General features: G+C 39.3%; 15 protein-coding genes. 4 read left to right on the forward strand and 11 right to left on the reverse strand.

Annotated features, from left to right (window positions below; translation table 11 throughout):
* Positions 1–40 precede the first annotated feature (40 nt).
* Positions 41–799, forward strand: coding sequence for a sulfite exporter TauE/SafE family protein (locus I6F54_RS15720; protein ID WP_197142227.1), 759 nt, complete (start codon positions 41–43; stop codon positions 797–799).
* 179 nt (positions 800–978) lie between these two features.
* Here the strand turns inward: I6F54_RS15720 and I6F54_RS15725 are convergent, their stop codons facing one another.
* From I6F54_RS15725 to mnmC, 3 genes are all read right to left on the reverse strand, one after another.
* Positions 979–1,614, reverse strand: coding sequence for an NAD(P)-binding oxidoreductase (locus I6F54_RS15725; RefSeq protein WP_007581997.1), 636 nt, complete (start codon positions 1,612–1,614; stop codon positions 979–981).
* 182 nt (positions 1,615–1,796) lie between these two features.
* Positions 1,797–2,120: a hypothetical protein gene (locus I6F54_RS15730; RefSeq protein WP_197142229.1), complete on the reverse strand. Its 324-nt coding sequence runs from the start codon at positions 2,118–2,120 to the stop codon at positions 1,797–1,799.
* A 67-nt stretch (positions 2,121–2,187) separates the two neighbouring features.
* The gene (gene mnmC, locus I6F54_RS15735; protein WP_197142232.1) at positions 2,188–4,197 is read right to left on the reverse strand and encodes a bifunctional tRNA (5-methylaminomethyl-2-thiouridine)(34)-methyltransferase MnmD/FAD-dependent 5-carboxymethylaminomethyl-2-thiouridine(34) oxidoreductase MnmC; all 2,010 of its coding nucleotides are present in this window, start codon (positions 4,195–4,197) and stop codon (positions 2,188–2,190) included.
* Between the two features lie 178 nt (positions 4,198–4,375).
* Between mnmC and fabB the strand changes: the two genes are divergently transcribed.
* Complete coding sequence (gene fabB, locus I6F54_RS15740) at positions 4,376–5,587, forward strand: beta-ketoacyl-ACP synthase I (RefSeq protein ID WP_166419201.1); 1,212 nt, start codon at positions 4,376–4,378, stop codon at positions 5,585–5,587.
* Positions 5,588–5,690: 103 nt separating this feature from the next.
* Here the strand turns inward: fabB and I6F54_RS15745 are convergent, their stop codons facing one another.
* Positions 5,691–6,056, reverse strand: coding sequence for a hypothetical protein (locus tag I6F54_RS15745; protein WP_008169794.1), 366 nt, complete (start codon positions 6,054–6,056; stop codon positions 5,691–5,693).
* A 51-nt stretch (positions 6,057–6,107) separates the two neighbouring features.
* Between I6F54_RS15745 and I6F54_RS15750 the strand changes: the two genes are divergently transcribed.
* Positions 6,108–6,650 carry a GNAT family N-acetyltransferase gene (locus tag I6F54_RS15750; protein WP_197142235.1) on the forward strand — a complete coding sequence of 181 codons (543 nt, stop codon included), beginning with the start codon at positions 6,108–6,110 and terminating at the stop codon, positions 6,648–6,650.
* Between the two features lie 92 nt (positions 6,651–6,742).
* On the forward strand, positions 6,743–8,416 hold the full coding sequence (ggt, locus tag I6F54_RS15755; protein WP_197142237.1) for a gamma-glutamyltransferase: 1,674 nt from the start codon (positions 6,743–6,745) through the stop codon (positions 8,414–8,416).
* 48 nt (positions 8,417–8,464) lie between these two features.
* Here the strand turns inward: ggt and I6F54_RS15760 are convergent, their stop codons facing one another.
* The 7 genes from I6F54_RS15760 to I6F54_RS15790 all read right to left on the reverse strand — a co-directional run bounded on the left by I6F54_RS15760 (position 8,465) and on the right by I6F54_RS15790 (position 15,881).
* On the reverse strand, positions 8,465–9,325 hold the full coding sequence (locus I6F54_RS15760) for a Tim44 domain-containing protein (protein WP_197142239.1): 861 nt from the start codon (positions 9,323–9,325) through the stop codon (positions 8,465–8,467).
* A gap of 164 nt (positions 9,326–9,489) precedes the next feature.
* Positions 9,490–10,242 (reverse strand): DUF3379 family protein, encoded by a 753-nt coding sequence (locus I6F54_RS15765; protein WP_007582005.1) that lies wholly within the window; start codon positions 10,240–10,242, stop codon positions 9,490–9,492.
* The gene (locus I6F54_RS15770) at positions 10,242–10,799 is read right to left on the reverse strand and encodes a sigma-70 family RNA polymerase sigma factor (protein ID WP_032827217.1); all 558 of its coding nucleotides are present in this window, start codon (positions 10,797–10,799) and stop codon (positions 10,242–10,244) included. Before I6F54_RS15770 ends, I6F54_RS15765 begins: the two co-directional genes overlap by 1 nt.
* 61 nt (positions 10,800–10,860) lie before the next feature.
* Positions 10,861–12,519 carry a BatD family protein gene (locus I6F54_RS15775; protein ID WP_165741875.1) on the reverse strand — a complete coding sequence of 553 codons (1,659 nt, stop codon included), beginning with the start codon at positions 12,517–12,519 and terminating at the stop codon, positions 10,861–10,863.
* Entirely contained in the window at positions 12,513–14,468 is a 1,956-nt protein-coding gene (locus I6F54_RS15780) for a VWA domain-containing protein (RefSeq protein ID WP_197142241.1), read from the reverse strand. Before I6F54_RS15780 ends, I6F54_RS15775 begins: the two co-directional genes overlap by 7 nt.
* Entirely contained in the window at positions 14,468–15,454 is a 987-nt protein-coding gene (locus tag I6F54_RS15785; RefSeq protein WP_165729175.1) for a vWA domain-containing protein, read from the reverse strand. The genes I6F54_RS15780 and I6F54_RS15785 overlap by 1 nt, the downstream gene beginning before the upstream one ends.
* Positions 15,447–15,881: a DUF4381 domain-containing protein gene (locus tag I6F54_RS15790; protein WP_165729176.1), complete on the reverse strand. Its 435-nt coding sequence runs from the start codon at positions 15,879–15,881 to the stop codon at positions 15,447–15,449. Before I6F54_RS15790 ends, I6F54_RS15785 begins: the two co-directional genes overlap by 8 nt.

The following is a 15,881-nucleotide window of genomic DNA, read 5'->3' on the forward strand; positions in this document are numbered from 1 at the left end:
TACTGCGCCTTTAAAATATTTAAATAGGCAGTGGAGTTTTATGGACTTTTTATTTCCCGGCAGCATGTCTTTATTTTTGTTTTTATTGTTAATAATCACGGCAGGATTTACCTCTTTTATATCTGCTGCATTTGGCGCTGGTGGCGGGTTAATGCTGCTTGTAGTTATGGCGTCGTTTATGCCCATGGCAGTTGTTGTGCCTGTGCATGGTTTAGTACAGCTTGGCTCTAATGCAAATAGGTTTTTACTCAGCTTTAAGCATATTGATAAAAGCATGTTTGTATATTTTGCGTTAGGCGGCTTAGTAGGGGCGGGGTTATCAAGTTTTGTTATTGATGATATATCGCTTGATGCTATGAAGTTAGTGGTCGCTATTTTTGTTATTTATTTACTGTGGGGTAAAACGCCACCTATAAAATTAACCTCTAAGGTGTGGCGTATGGTCGCCGGTGGAATAACTACTTTTATTTCTATGTTTGTGGGGGCAAGCGGTCCACTTGTTGGTAGCTGTTTATATATAAATAATTACGAAAAGTTAAAATTTACGGCAACGTTTTCGAGCATTATGAGTGTGCAGCATTTATTAAAAGCGATAATTTATGGCGCTGTTGGCTTTAGTTTTTGGCAATGGATACCGCTTGTAATTGCCATGGTAATAAGTGGCGCTGTAGGAACTTGGTTCGGAATTAAATTACTTAAAAGGATGTCTGGGGATAAATTTAAGCATATTTTTAGGATAGTTTTAACGTTATTAACGCTACAACTTGGTTGGCAAGGTATAAAAATATTACTCCACTAATTTGCTTAGTGGAGTAAATTTAATTTTATTAAGCATAAATTATTTAAGAGGATTAAATAATTCATTGCGCCAAAAAGTTACTGATATAGAGCGACTATACTGTAATTTTTTGCCTTATCGATGAATTACATATTCTTTGTAATAATTGTTCATACGTTTAATTAAATTGGTATTAAAGCTTATTTAACAGCGGCTTTAATTGGCTTGTCGCCATCAAACAACTTAAAAATGCGGTTACTAATAAATGAGTTGGTCGCAATATGTAATAATGCATTAGCTACGTTTTCGCGGCTAATTTTAGCTTCTGAACGATCACTTGGTTGCTGCGTAGTTACTTGCATTGAAGCACTATCGTCAGTCAATGTACCAGGGCGAACAATGGTATAATTTAAACCACTGTTTATTAGGTGCTCGTCAGCCATATGCTTAGCAACTAAGTAAGGTTTTAAATCACCTTGAATCGAATCTGGATCGTCAGCACCAATTGAACTGACCATAATAAAGTGATTAACGCCGTGCTCTTTAGCGAATGTAGCTGCTTTTGTTGCAGCCCATAAATCAATGAGTACAGTTTTATCATCGCCTGTACTTCCACCAGAACCAGCAGCAAAAATTACTTGGTCACAGCCTTTCATTGCATCACCAAAATCGCCTTCAAGATCTTGCTCAACAATAGTTAAAAAAGAGCTGTTTAAATCGCTTAACTTATTTTTGTCGCGCACTAATGCCACAACATTTTGCTCATTTTCTAAAAGTAGCTCAGTTGTCATTTTACCTATTTGTCCGCTTGCGCCAATAATTAGGGTCTTACTCATAATTAACTCCTTCCAATAAATAGTAAAAGTAATGTGCTTACAAACAGACCTTGGGGTAGGGGATTATTTTTAAAGGGTAAAGAAGAGTTTAAATGAGCTAATTTCAAAAAATACTATAATTAAAATTCAATACTTAACTGAGCATTAAAATTAGCTGCTTTTGGCGTGTTTTTTAGAACTTTTTATTCAACCATTATACTCACTTCGGTCACATAACTACGGCGGTATAGACTAATACGGACTTTATGTTCTTGGTAATTATAAAACAAAGTGCGATATGTACTATTGCCATTTGTTTTTGAAGGTTCACCTAATTTTTGCTGATAAAAGCGAGTGATATCAGAAATTGAATCGGTTAAATAACCAGTACGTACCATTGGGTATTCGCTTGCTACATCCATCGTTGTAACAAATTCTTCAGGAAGTGGGATTTCAGTGACGTTTTGGCTAAGTGCATTAAACGATAGAGTGCATAGCAATATTATTAAAAATGCTAAAGTTTTCATTAGAGTCCTTTGAGTAATAAATTCCTTTTATTGGTACTTATTTTACCTCAATAAGCACCAATGTCATTTAAATTTTATTACGAATTAAGTCTCGCACTATAAACCGAGCAGGGTGAATCGCTTGGCTTACACGTTCGCTTAATGGGCGGGGCTCGTTATTTAAACAACTTACGAGATGATCAGCACTTAGCGGTGCGCTGCATAAAGCGCGTGCACCAAAACCGGTAAAGATGTGTAATCCTTGTTGTGGTTTATTAAGTTGCTCATATTGGTAGCGTTTACCTAAACGTAGATTAGCAAAGGCCATTATGTAATCACTTTGCTCGCACCATTGCCCTGCCATTGGTAGGTGATCTATAAATGTGCAGCGAACAGCCGCTTTTGCCGAGGTTATATTGCCAAGGGTAGAGGCAAATTCACTTTGTTGGTAAAAGCTAAGTAGTTGCTCTTGGTTTAATTGGTTGTCGAGCGCTGTAACTTGGCGGCTTTTAGTGTTTTTTTCAAATGTGGCACCCATGCAGTGATGATCTAAATAAGCCGGCGTAAAATACCCTTTATGGCATAGCACTGTTTTAAGTTTGCGTGATTGCTCACTTGCCTCAATATGTGAAACCTGACCGCGTACGCCCACTATAGGTAGCGCTTTTGTTTGCTCAAATGCATCGCTGTGCTCACCTGCACAAATAATTATATCGCTAAAAGGGCCTAGCTGCTCATCATTCGTTAATAAAAACCAACCGCTATCAGTTTTTTTAAGCTGCTTTATATTGCAGTTAAATAGGCTTTTAAATGGGTTTATGCTATTTGCAGCGCTTAGCATAGCGTTTACTAATTGCGGCGGGTTAACCCAGCCGCCTTGTTCAAAAAACACGCCTGAATAACCTGTCGTTACGCCGGCTATTTCATCGCCTTGCTCTGCGGTTACGTTACGCATTAGCTGGGTTGGCCACAGTTGCTTTTGTGCTAAGTTTTCGTGCTTATCAGCGAGAGGTTTTTTCACTGCGTGTTGTAATACGCCGCACCAATCGTAATCAAAATTAAAACCACTGCTAAGTAAGTTGTTATATAGGCGTTTTGCGTATAAAAAGCTATGTGCAAACAATTCACTGTGCGGCGAGTTTTTAGCTTGTAGGTGAGGGTAAATAGCGCCTTGCACATTGTGCGATGCCCCCATTGCAGGCTTTTCATCTTGGCAGAATAATTGGCTGGTTATGCCTCGTTTAGCCAAGCTGTATAAAATACAGCTACTGGCAATACCACCGCCAATGACCGCTACATTTTTTAAAGTACTGCTATCTTGATTAAAATAAGCGGGGGTTGATTGAGCGTTATTAACATGTTTAAGTTGGCCAGTAAGCATATCTTCTTTTTGATTAAAATTTTTGGCTTTTTTAGTACTAAAGCCAGCCTCTATTAATCCTCGTTGAACAAAGTCAGCGGCAGTAAAAGTCGATAAGGTTGCATTAGCTCTTGTTATATCAGCCATGGAGTTAAATAAACTTTGCTGCCACATATCAGGATTTTTACTTGGCTCAGGCCCATTTAAACACCAAGCATCAACAATTCCTGTTTGCGGACAGCTCATTGCTTGTATTGATTCAAGCGCATCACCAAAGTATAAATCGAGAACAACACTGCCATTATTAAATTCGAGCCGGTGGCATCCTTCTAAATTAATTGGGTAGTTTACTGTTAATTGCTCACTAAAATAACTTAAGGTAGGCCAAGCGGTTAATGCTTGTTTTAAGTCTGTTAATGTTAAGGGATTCTTTTCAAACGAAATATAGTGTAGGCGTTTTACGCTTTTTTCACATTCATTTTGAACTTGCATCCGCTCAAGGTGGTCTTTAAAGCGTTGCCACGTATTTAAAAAGTTTAAACCGGTGCCAAAACCGGTTTCGGCAATAACAAAATGTGATTGGTCATGATTTTGTAATCGTACATCTATATTATTTTGCTCATAGTACACATAATGCGATTGAGCTAAGCCATCGTCATTAGAAAAATAAATATCACCGGAGTCATTAGTCAAAGGTGTACCTAAATTGTTAATGTGACTATGTGCGTTCTTAATCATAATTTTTTAAATTTATAGATATATTTTTAATTATTTTACGGGTTTTCTTTGTAATAGTCTGGCGTTATTTATAAGCTAGCAGTTCAGAGTACAAGTGTACGCTAGAAAGCTGACCACTTAGGTGATTAAATTCGCGTAAAATAGAATGCAATTAAGTATTAAGCTAAGGGAATTACCCATGAGAAGAGCTGTAATTACAGGTATCGGTGTTGTATCAAGCATTGGTAACAACAAAGAAGAAGTATTAGAATCGTTAAAAACGGGCAAAAGCGGCATCGCTTTTAACCAAGAATTTGCCGATTATAAGTTACGTAGTAACGTATCGGGTAAAATTGATATTGACGTTAAAGCACATGTTGACCGCAAAGCAATGCGCTTTATGGGCGATGCTGCTGCATATTCTTATATTTCGATGACTCAAGCAATTGAAGACTCAGGTTTGACTGACGACCAAGTATCAAATGAGCGCACGGGTATTATTGTTGGCTCTGGCGGTGGTTCGTCTAAATGGCAGGTAGAAGCTGCTGATATTTTACGTGAAAAAGGCGTAAAACGTGTAGGGCCTTATATGGTTCCACGTACTATGGCGAGCACTACATCTGCTTGTTTAGCAACACCCTTTAAAATTAAAGGTGTTAACTACTCAATTAGCTCTGCATGTGCAACATCTGCGCATTGTATTGGTAATGCAGTAGAACAAATTCAATTAGGTAAGCAAGATGTTGTATTTGCTGGTGGCGGTGAAGAACTACACTGGACATTGGCAATGGAATTTGACGCTATGGGCGCACTTTCTACTAAGTACAACGAAACACCAGAAAAAGCGTCTCGTACATACGATGCAAATCGCGATGGTTTTGTTATATCTGGCGGCGGCGGTATTGTTGTAGTTGAAGAACTTGAACATGCACTTGCACGTGGCGCGCACATTTACGCTGAAATTGTTGGCTACGGTGCAACATCAGATGGCTACGACATGGTTGCTCCATCTGGCGAAGGTGCTGCACGTTGTATGCGCCAAGCTATGCAAGATGTAGATAGCATTGATTACTTAAACACACATGGTACATCTACACCAGTAGGCGACGTTAAAGAGCTTGGTGCGATTCAAGAAGTGTTTGGTGGTAAGTCACCAATGATCAGCGCAACTAAAGCAATGACAGGTCATGCCCTAGGTGCTGCGGGTGTTCACGAAGCTATTTTCTCATTATTAATGCTAGAGCATAGCTTTGTAGCGCCTTCAATTAATATTGATGAGCTAGATGAGCAAGCGGCAGGTTTGGATATTATTACTGAGCGTCGTGATGTTGAGTTAAATACTGTAATGTCTAATAGCTTTGGCTTTGGTGGCACAAACGCGACTTTAGTTATGAGTAAGTACAAAGGTTAATTTGAGCTTATAAGCCCTAAATATGTAAACACATATCAGGGCTAAATAGCTTAAAACAAAAAAGGAAAGCCGAGGCTTTCCTTTTTTATTATCGAAAGTTAAATTAACCTTCGTTATGTTCTTTACGCGCTTGCTCAATTTCGTCAGCAATTTCTTGCGCTTTCTGCTTAGTTTTTTCAGTTAACTCGCCAGCAGCTTCTTTGCTTTTAATCCATGCATCAACCGCAATCTCTTTGCCGTCGTCGTACATGTCTAAGCCCATTGTTTTACTTTGCTCTAATAGCTCGTTTAAAGACTCATCATTTTTAAGATCGTTAGTTGTCTCTTTAACGTCGTTCCATGCATCACCAAGCTTTTCTTGCATTTGTGCGCTTTTATCTTTTGCATCTTCTTTTACTTCGTTGGCATCTTCACAACCAGTTAATGTAATTAAAGTGCCTAATAAAGCTAAACCTGCTAATTTATTCATGTGCTATCTCCTTTAGAGACTGATAATTAATTCGAGGCAGACTATACAACAATGAAAATGAACGCCCCCGTAACAAAACGATTAAATTTTAAATTAATGAGTGAGCACGATTGGCCTCAATTATTTGAACTCGACCAAAACCCCGCCGTAATGCAGTATTTAACGCGAGGTGTACCTACCTCTTTAGAACAAATAAAAAATGAGGGAGTGCCTCGTATGCTCGCATATAGAAATGAGCTAAAAGGCTGGGGGCTGTGGAGTATCACTCTAAAGCAAACCAGTACATTTATTGGCTGGGTATTAATAAGACCTATGGATTTCTTTAGTGATGCACCAAATTACAGCGATATTGAAATAGGTTGGCGCTTTAAAAAAGCGAGTTGGGGGCATGGTTATGCAACCGAAGCGGCTTTAGCATTATGTGATGAACTCATTAAGCAAGATGGCGTTAAGGCGATAAGTGCAACGGCACTAAAAGATAATACGGCCTCTATAAATATAATGAAAAAGCTAGGTCTGCAATTTATAAAAAATTATACACATACAGATGAGCAAGGCGACTTACCTGCGGTGCTTTATTCAAAAAACGTTTGAAGATGATTAAATATCAACAGTATAAAGATTGACCTGTCCTTAAGTGACGTGCATTAATATGGGCAACAAAAATAATTAATTAAGGATGTTGTATGGGATTGTTTTTTTCACCACGTAAATTAATCGTCAAAAGTGTACTGGTTTTACAGTTCACTACTTTTAGTGTTTTGGCGCAGCCTTTAGCGCAAAGCGCGGTCGCAATGCCAGACTCGTTCAGTTCCGATGCTGCTAAAAGTATATTAGAGCAAGGCGGTAATGCTGTTGATGCGGCTATTACGGCACAATTTGTACTTGCAGTGACGCTTCCTGAAGCCGGAAATATTGGCGGCGGGGGATTTATGCTTATTCAAAAAGATGGTAAAGGCGATTTTATAGATTATCGCGAGACAGCACCAACAGCGGCTCATCGTGATATGTATTTAGATGAGCAAGGTAATGTTATTGCAAACAAATCAATATATGGCATTCACGCAAGCGGTGTACCTGGCAGTGTAGCGGGTATGTGGCTTGCTCATCAAAAGCATGGCACTTTAAAGTGGGAAACACTAGTACAGCCTGCTGTAACGTTGGCTGAGCAAGGGTTTGTAGTTCCGCCTAAGTTAGCAAAAGGTGTTAGCCATTATATAGCCCATCTAAAAGAGCAAAAAATAAATGTAAACTTTGAAAAATATTTTGCTGATGTAAAAGCCAATAAAGTCTTTAAGCAACCCGAGCTAGCGGCAACGCTAAAGCGTATTCGTGATAACGGCCAAGATGGATTTTATAAAGGCGAGACTGCAAATATTATTGCTAAATTTATGCACCAGCATGGTGGTATTATTAATCAAGATGATTTAAAAAATTATACCGCTAAATCACGTGCGCCTATTAAAGCTAGTTGGAATGGTTATGAAGTACTTACTTCGCCACCGCCAAGTTCAGGTGGTATTGCTATTTTACAGTGGCTCAAAATGTATGAGTTACAAAAACCAAATGCAGGCTTAGCGCATAACTCGACTCAGTATGTGCACTTACTTTCTGAAATAGGTAAACGTGTATTTGCAGATAGAGCAGAGTATTTAGGCGATCCTGATTTTTTTGATGTACCAGTAAACGCGTTAACTAATATTAACTACCTCAAAGAGCGCAGTAATGGCATTTCGTTAACCGCTATCTCGACTACCGAAAATATTAAACCGGGCCTTAAAGAAAGTGAGCAAACTACGCACTTTTCAATCGTTGATAAAATGGGTAACGCTGTAGCAAATACCACCACAATAAACTTAGGGTTTGGTAGCGGTGTAGTTGTTGAAGGTGCAGGGTTTATTTTAAATGATGAAATGGACGACTTTAGCGCCAAACCAGGCGTTATGAATGTGTTTGGTGCAATAGGCGGTAAAGCTAATGAAATACAGCCACACAAGCGTATGTTGAGTTCTATGACGCCTACAATACTACTTAAAGACAACACCGTTAAAATGGTGACAGGTTCGCCTGGTGGCACAACCATTATTAGCTCTGTGTACGAATCTATCTTAAATGCGATAGAGTTTGATATGAGTGCAGAGCAGGTTGTAAATAGTCCTCGTTTTCATCATCAATTGTGGCCTAAAAATATAATTAGAACGCACATTGGTTTAACCGATAGCGTAAAAGCAGAGCTTACAAAAATGGGTTACACCATAGACGAGAGACACTTTGGTGACTTACACGTTATTATTAATAAAAATGGGCAATTAGATGCTGCTTCTGAAGCATCAGGGCGCGGTAAATCAATTGTTTTTTAAATAAAAAAACACCGCGCTAAAAAGCGCGGTGTTTAAAATAATAAAAGCTTATTGAGTATCAATTAAATCTTCAACACCCACTATTAGCCATGGAGCATCGTCTGAAATTAGACGCTCTAAGTGCCAAGTTTCTAAAATAGGCTGTTCTTTTTTATCGCCTAAATCACGGTACTTACCTTTAAAGCGAACACTAACCTGCCACGATTGCGCATTTGTATCTGCACGCACAAGTTCGGCATCAATAAACATTACTTCAGTGTCTACACTCTGTATAGCTTCACGCTCAGCTTTAAATTCGGCAACAAGTGCAGGGCTTAAGTATTCAGCCATTGTGGTGTAATCAGCATTATTCCATGCAGTTTGTAGTGTATGGTAATGACTACGGGCACCTTGCAAAAAGCCATTAACGTCAAAGTTAGGTGGTAAATTAAAAGGGACACTTTCATCTTGTGGGGCGCTGTTAGCAAAGCCTGTACTTGTTGGTTGCTCGATAGGTGCTTGTTTAAAAGCATTTTGCTGAGCACTTGTACCTGCACTGGCATTTGCAAGTTGTGGGGCACGATTAGTACGTAAAAAGCCTGTTACTAGCTTAAATAAAATAAATAGTCCGCCAGCTAATAAAATCATTTCTAATAGCTGAAAACCTTCAAAATCGTCGCCTAACATTGCTGCAATTAAGCCACCCGCTAAAAGACCACCCAACACGCCTGCCATAATGCCTTTTTTATTTGATGTGGCTTTAGGCGCTGCTGTTGGGGTTGTTGTATCTGCTTTTTGTTTTTGTGCTGTTTGTTGTGTTGCAGGAGTTTGTCCACGTTTGCTACTGCCAAACTTTTTACGTGCGTGTGCATCAAAACTGGCAGTACATAATAATGCCAATAATGAAAAAATAACGATGATGTTCTTCATGAAATTCCCTAATTAAAATCGAGCCGCGATTATAATTTACTTTCTTAAGGAATTTAATTAATTACTTTAAAAATCAGAGGTTTTGAGTATAAAAGAAAAGGTTTATTGGTGGGTATATAATCAAAAAACCGCTTAGTAGGAACTAAGCGGTAAATTTGTTTATTTTAAAGCCAACGAATAGCGCCAGTAACGCGTTCGTTATAAGTATTTAGAGGTGCTCCAACACTTGCCACTAAAATAGTATCTGCTTGTGAGCCTCGGTTAATATGACCTTCAAAGCGCTCGTCTTTGAAATTATCATCGCCAAAACCAAATGATTTATTTTCAGAAGGCACTATAAATACCGTCATAGGACCAAAGTCAGACTCAAATATCAAATGTAGCCCTTTTTCGCCTTTAAAATCACAAAACATAGCGTAAGTTACATCACCAGGAAGCTCATCAAGATGACCACCTAATACTGCAAGCTTGTCGTTAACGCTTTGTAGGCTAATGGGCTCTTTTTTATCAAGCGCACTAATTTCGTAGTACACATGGGCAAGCGCATGCTCACCCGCTTCGTGTGCAATATTTTGCTCTGTACTAAAAAAGAAGGCACTAATAGCCACTACAAAAGATGCAGCTAATGCAAGATGCACGCGGTCAAGCTTAAAACGCGAGCGGGCATCAACTACATTTTTTCCTGTTGCTTGCTCTTCTTGTAGTGCTTTTTCTTTTAACGATGTGTTTAAAAGAATGCGGTCTGCAAGGTTTTCAGGCACAGGTATATCTAAAGAGTCTTGAATAAATTTATCAAAATCTTTCATATCGTTAATAAAACTTTGTCGCTCTGGGTTATTGTTAGCAAACTCCATGAGCTCCTTGTCAATGTCGTTTGGCTGCGCAATAGTGCGGCGACGAAACTCAAGTTCATCCATTATTTTGATGCCCCTTTAAGTTGTTCATCATCACGGCTTAAAGCCTCTTTAAGTTGATTTCGGGCACGGTATAAACGAGTCATTACCGTGTTTTTATTTAAATTAAGTATGCCTGCGATCTCTTCGCCAGAGCAGCCCATTACAACTTGTAGTAATAATGGCTCTCGGTATTCATCAGATAGCAGGGCAATCTGGCGTTGGATAACCGTTTGCTCCATTTCATCATCTAATGAATGGCTGGTTTCATCAACAAGCGTATCGTTTTCTACGTCGCTGTAATCAAACTGTTTACGTTCAAATCGGCGCGCATTTTCTCTTCGTAATATAGTAAGCAGCCAAGGTTTAGCTGCCTTTTGATCAAGTAAAGAGTCGAGAGAACGCCACGCGCGTAAAAACGTTTCTTGTACTAAATCATCTGCTATGTGCGGATCACGGCATAACCAATAAGCAAAGCGATAAAGCTCTTTATTGTAAACGTGGACCAAGGCTTCATAACGCTTTTGTTTCTCTGCCATATCGATTAAGACCTGATTGTTTGATTTTTTCTTTCCAAGCATAAGCACTTTTTTAATTAAAAATTATTATTTTTTGCAAAAAAAGACCTGTTTATAGTCGTTATTAATCATAAAGGTCTTTTAATACAGCTTGTTGCGACTTTGATGCTTGAGTTTGATAGTTCTCAAGAATTTTAATAATAGCATTAAGATCCGTGTTTGCGCCTTTATTACTATAAAGTTGTGCCTGCAATTGGCTAATGAGGCCATTAAGCTCGCTGCTCTTTACGCGATAGCAAAGCTCATCAATAGCGCCAACATTTTTGTGAGTCACCTTTACAGAAAAACTATTTAATGCGGTGTAAAAAGCTTTCACATCGTGTGTTTTAGCTAAAGCTTTAAGCTCATTCAAGTTTGGCTGAACAATACGCCCACTATTAATCTGTACTTTTTCAGTCGTATTTTTAGAAGAACGGGTAACTAGATAAAAAATTACAGTACCAATCCATAAAATATATCCTAAAACGGCAACTACAATTAACCAAAGAGGAGTATCTCTTTTAATTTCAATGTTTTGTGTGCCTAGATCTTCATTCGATATATTTTCAATAGCAGATGAATTATTTATATTTGGCTGCGGATTTGCCACAGCTGTATTAGCCGCAGTGCTACTAGGCGTTACCGTTATAGTGCGCTTTGGTAATGTAGCTACGCTAATACGATTCATTTTAGTGTTAAACCAAGGCAGTTTTATTTCAGGTAGGGTATAAGTACCTGGTTTTTGCGGCAGTAATGCATACGATGCGGTTTGCTGCGATACAACTCGTCCGTCACGTACTGCATTGTTATTTTCTTTTTTATCAGGGTAGCTGCGTATGCCATCAATGGTAGGCATAGAGATTTCAGGTAATTGCTCTTTTGTAACTCCAAGCGCAGTAAGTGTAATAGTACGTGTTATAGGCGTACCTACTTCTACGGTGTTGTCGTTAGGTTGCCATTCTTCATCAAGACTAACCAGCTCGCTTGGTAACCATGCACCTTTATAATCACTCGGAATTGGTTTAATTTCTATTTGCTGATCGTCGCCAAGAGCTGATACTTCTAATTGACGATAATTTTGTTGTACTCGCCCTTGAAAAGCGGGGCCTGCAATAGTGTACGCACCACTTTTTTGTGGCTGAATCAAATACTCGCGAGTAATAACAAGGTAGCGTTTACCATCAACAAGCTCATAGCTTTCAGTTTGCTTACCCAATTGGGTTAGCTGAGCATCTTCCATACTTGGTGTGCTTAAGCTGCCATCAAGCAGCTCTTTCGCAAGGTAAAGCTTAATAGTGTAAACACCGGCTTCTTGGACAAACAATGAATTACTCGAGAGCGACGTTTTTAAAAATATTTCGTTATTTTTATCTGCATCAACTGAGCGTTTTGCCACTTTTAATTTAATAGGCTGTGAGGTTAACCCTGCAACGCTAAATGCCGGAATAGTGTAATCACCCTCTGCACGGGTCATTAATTTAACTGACCACGTGGTTTGTTTATTAATGCTGCCATTAATAATGTTGGTACGAGAACTTAAGCTTGTTGGGCCTACCACAAAGTCTTTTAACAGCGATGAGGTGTCTGGTTGCTCGCCTTTAACTGTATCGTCTACGGATATATTAAGCATAAAAAACTCACCCGCTAAAACAGGGTTTTTATCTACGCTGGCTTCTAACTTGGTGGCAGCCCACGAAGGCATCGCACTTAATAGCAATAAACAGCAAAATAATCGCATTACCATGATTTTTCGACTCCTGTAGGGCGACGTTTATATTGTCTTTTTTGGGCTTCTAATTGCATTTTATTCCGTAATAAAATAGCCGGATCGTCCGGAACTTTTCTGAGTAATTGATTAAGCTGTTGGGCTTTTTCTTTTTCTTCATTAGTGAGTTCACTTGCTTGGGCTTGCATAGCTTGTTGCTGAGCATTTTGTTTTTGCTCATCAGTGGCTGGTTGCTCATTTATTGCTTGTGGCTTACTTTGTTGCTGCTCGTCTTCTTTAGGCTGGTCAGCGTCTTTATTTTGCCCTTGCTCACTTTGTGGCTGAGCTTGCATATCTGGTTCATTTTGCTTGTCTGATTGCTCGCCAGGCTCACCTTGTTGATCTTTTGATTGTTCAGACTCTTTATCTGATTCTTTATCTGATTCTTTATCTGATTTTTCATCGCTTGAGCTTTGACTTTCGTTTTCGCCTTTTTCAGAATCGCTTTTATCACCATTTTGCTGTTGATCCTGTTTTGACTCATCAGAATTTTGCCCTTGGTTTTGCTCATCTTTTTTCTGACTATCATCTTGGTCTTGAGAGTCGTCGCCGTCGCTTTGCTTATCTTGCTGGTTTTGTTGCTCTTGTTGATTTAGTAATTGTTCAACTAAAGCTTGGTTGTCAGCTGCTTGTGTAAAGTCGTCTTGTAAGGTTTGGGCTTGTTTGTAGGCTTCAATGGCGTCCTCAAGCTTGCCAGCTTTGGCAAGGGCATTACCGTAGTTGTATAAACCGGTAGCCGACTTATCACTACTAAACTCATTAAGTGCAGCATCAAAACTACCTTGCTGGTAAAGCGCAGCGCCTTTTAACTCACTTGATTGAGCCTGTGTTGCAGCATCGTATTCTTTATTATTGTAAGCCTCTAATGCACGTTGATCTGCATTTTGCAAAAGAGTAGGGAGTTCTACGGCATACGCATTTTGCTGCGGTAAAAAGCTAAAGGCTAAAAAAGCCCCCAGCAAGGCAGCGCGTCTAAATAAATACAAGCCAAATGGCAATAACAGTAACAGTCCGTATATACCGGCATCTATTCGCCAAAGTGCATGGCTTTGTTTTTCGTCTTTTAACAATTCGCTTTGCGCGCTTGGAGCAAATATATTTATGTCGTTATTGCTAGGTTGGTAACTGGCAAATTTACCGCCGCTGCTTGATGCTAAATTTTTAAGCTGAGTGGCATTAAGTGTAGGTACTACAATTTGGCCGTATCTGTCTTTCAAAAAACCACCTTCAGGTAATTTTATCGGTGCGCCTTGAGCGGTACCTACACCATATATATTTAATCTATATTGGGTGTTATTGGTAAAGCTACTCACGTCGCTTTGTTCTTGTTGGTCAATACCGTCGGTCACTAAAATAATGTCGCCATCAATATAACCCGCTTGCGTTAATAGCTCTTTGGCCATATCAAGACCGGCTAAAACGTTTGAGCCTTTGTCTGGCATTATTTCAGGGCTTAAGCTTGGAATTAAATTACTGAGTGTTGTGGCGTCGTTTGTTAGTGGCGATATTATATAGGCCGTGCCTGCGTAAGCTACAAGCGCGGTATCACCTTCTTTAAATAGCTCAATCATATCAAGCGCTTTAAAGCGTGATTGCATTAAACGATTTGGTAAAATATCGGTGCTGTACATTGAGTACGACATATCCATAACAATTACACGGGCACTTTTACTTTGAAATACAGGAACTTGTTTTTTCTCAAAGCTAGGCCCAGCACTAAATAAAATGCCAAGGCTGCAAAACAAAGCAACTAACCAAAGTGGTTGGCTGGCTTTAGTGTTTGCTTCGCTCATTATAAATTGTGCTAAATGCGGTGCAATTAGCTGCTCACTAGTCGTTTTTTTATCCTTAATTAAGGCGACAAAAAATAATGCCACAGCAGGTATGAGTAACCATAAAAGAGCGGGGCGAATAAATTCAAAATCCATTAGTTTGGCTCCTTTAATGCACGCAGTGTACTAAGCATTACTTTTAAGCTAATAAGTAAAATAGCGATAAGTAACGGGTAGTAAAATAATGAGCTTTGTGGGCGAAATGTTTGCTCGTCAGCGCTAATAGGTTCAAGTTTATCAAGCTCTGCGTAAATTTGTTGAAGGCCTGCTACATCTTTGGCTCTAAAGTATAATCCGCCAGTTTGCTCGGCAATCTTTTTAAGTAAGCTTTCATCTAAATTACTGCCACTAGAGCCACCCATATTAAAGAGGCTAAAACCGCGCGGATTATCTGAGCCAACGCCAATGGTGTACACTTTAATACCTTCTTCGCGGGCTAGCAGTAAGGCATCTTCTGGGTTTAGGTTACCAGCGGTGTTTTGTCCGTCGGTTAATAGCACCACAATACGATTACTTTCATCTTTATTGGCAAAGCGCTTTACCGAAAGACCCAATGCATCACCAATGGCTGTTGCGCGTCCCACTAAACCAATTTGCGCTTCACTGAGCATTTTACTTACTGTTTTAACGTCGCGCGTGAGGGGGGTTTGTAAAAATGCGGTGTCGCCAAATAATATCAGCCCAAGCCTGTCGCCTTGGCGCTGCTCTATAAAATCACTGAGTACGGCTTTTACCATGGTAAGGCGGTCAACATATTGGCCATTGTAAGCCATGTCTTGCTCGGTCATAGAGCCTGATAAGTCAACAGCTAGCATTATATCGCGGCCTTCGTTTGGCAATGAGATTGGCTCATCTAACCATGTTGGATTGGCAGCGGCAGTCACAAGTAATAACCAAATTACCCACTCAAAAGGATTTAAACGTCGTGCGAGTGGCTCAATACTTTGGCTGGTTAAATTGTGCTTTGCAAAACTGGGTATACGTAAACGCGTACTGGCATTACTTGCTGCGGGTTTTAATAGTAAAAGTAATAAAGGTAAGGGTATTAATAAAAATAACCATGGCCAGCTAAATTCAAACATGTACTGACTCCTTTATTTTAAATTGCTTAATACCTTGGCGAAATTTTTCGCACAGTGTTGTATCTTTTTGGCTGGGATTATATAGGCTTAGTATTTCTTGTTCTGTAAAGTTCAAACCGGTGAGTGTATTAAGTGTTGTGCACCATTTAGAGGTAGATTGCGCAGCAAGGCGCTTGTCGTAATATTCAATCACTAAACGTTTTAAAATAATATGCAGTTGCTGAGGATTTTGCTCACTTTGGCTTAATTGTATTGCGTAGCGTTTAGGCTTTTTAAATTTATGTTTTTTGTAAAATATATAAATAGCCGCGCACAGTGCTAAAAACAGCAGTGCAATAATAACCCACCAAGCAGGGGCGAGTGGCCACCAATTAACTTGGTTTGGCGCTATTATATCGTGCAGGCCATCGAGTGGATTGGTTTGCAT

This window comes from Pseudoalteromonas sp. SWXJZ10B, assembly GCF_015864475.1.
GTDB classification, from domain to species: Bacteria; Pseudomonadota; Gammaproteobacteria; order Enterobacterales; family Alteromonadaceae; genus Pseudoalteromonas; species Pseudoalteromonas arctica.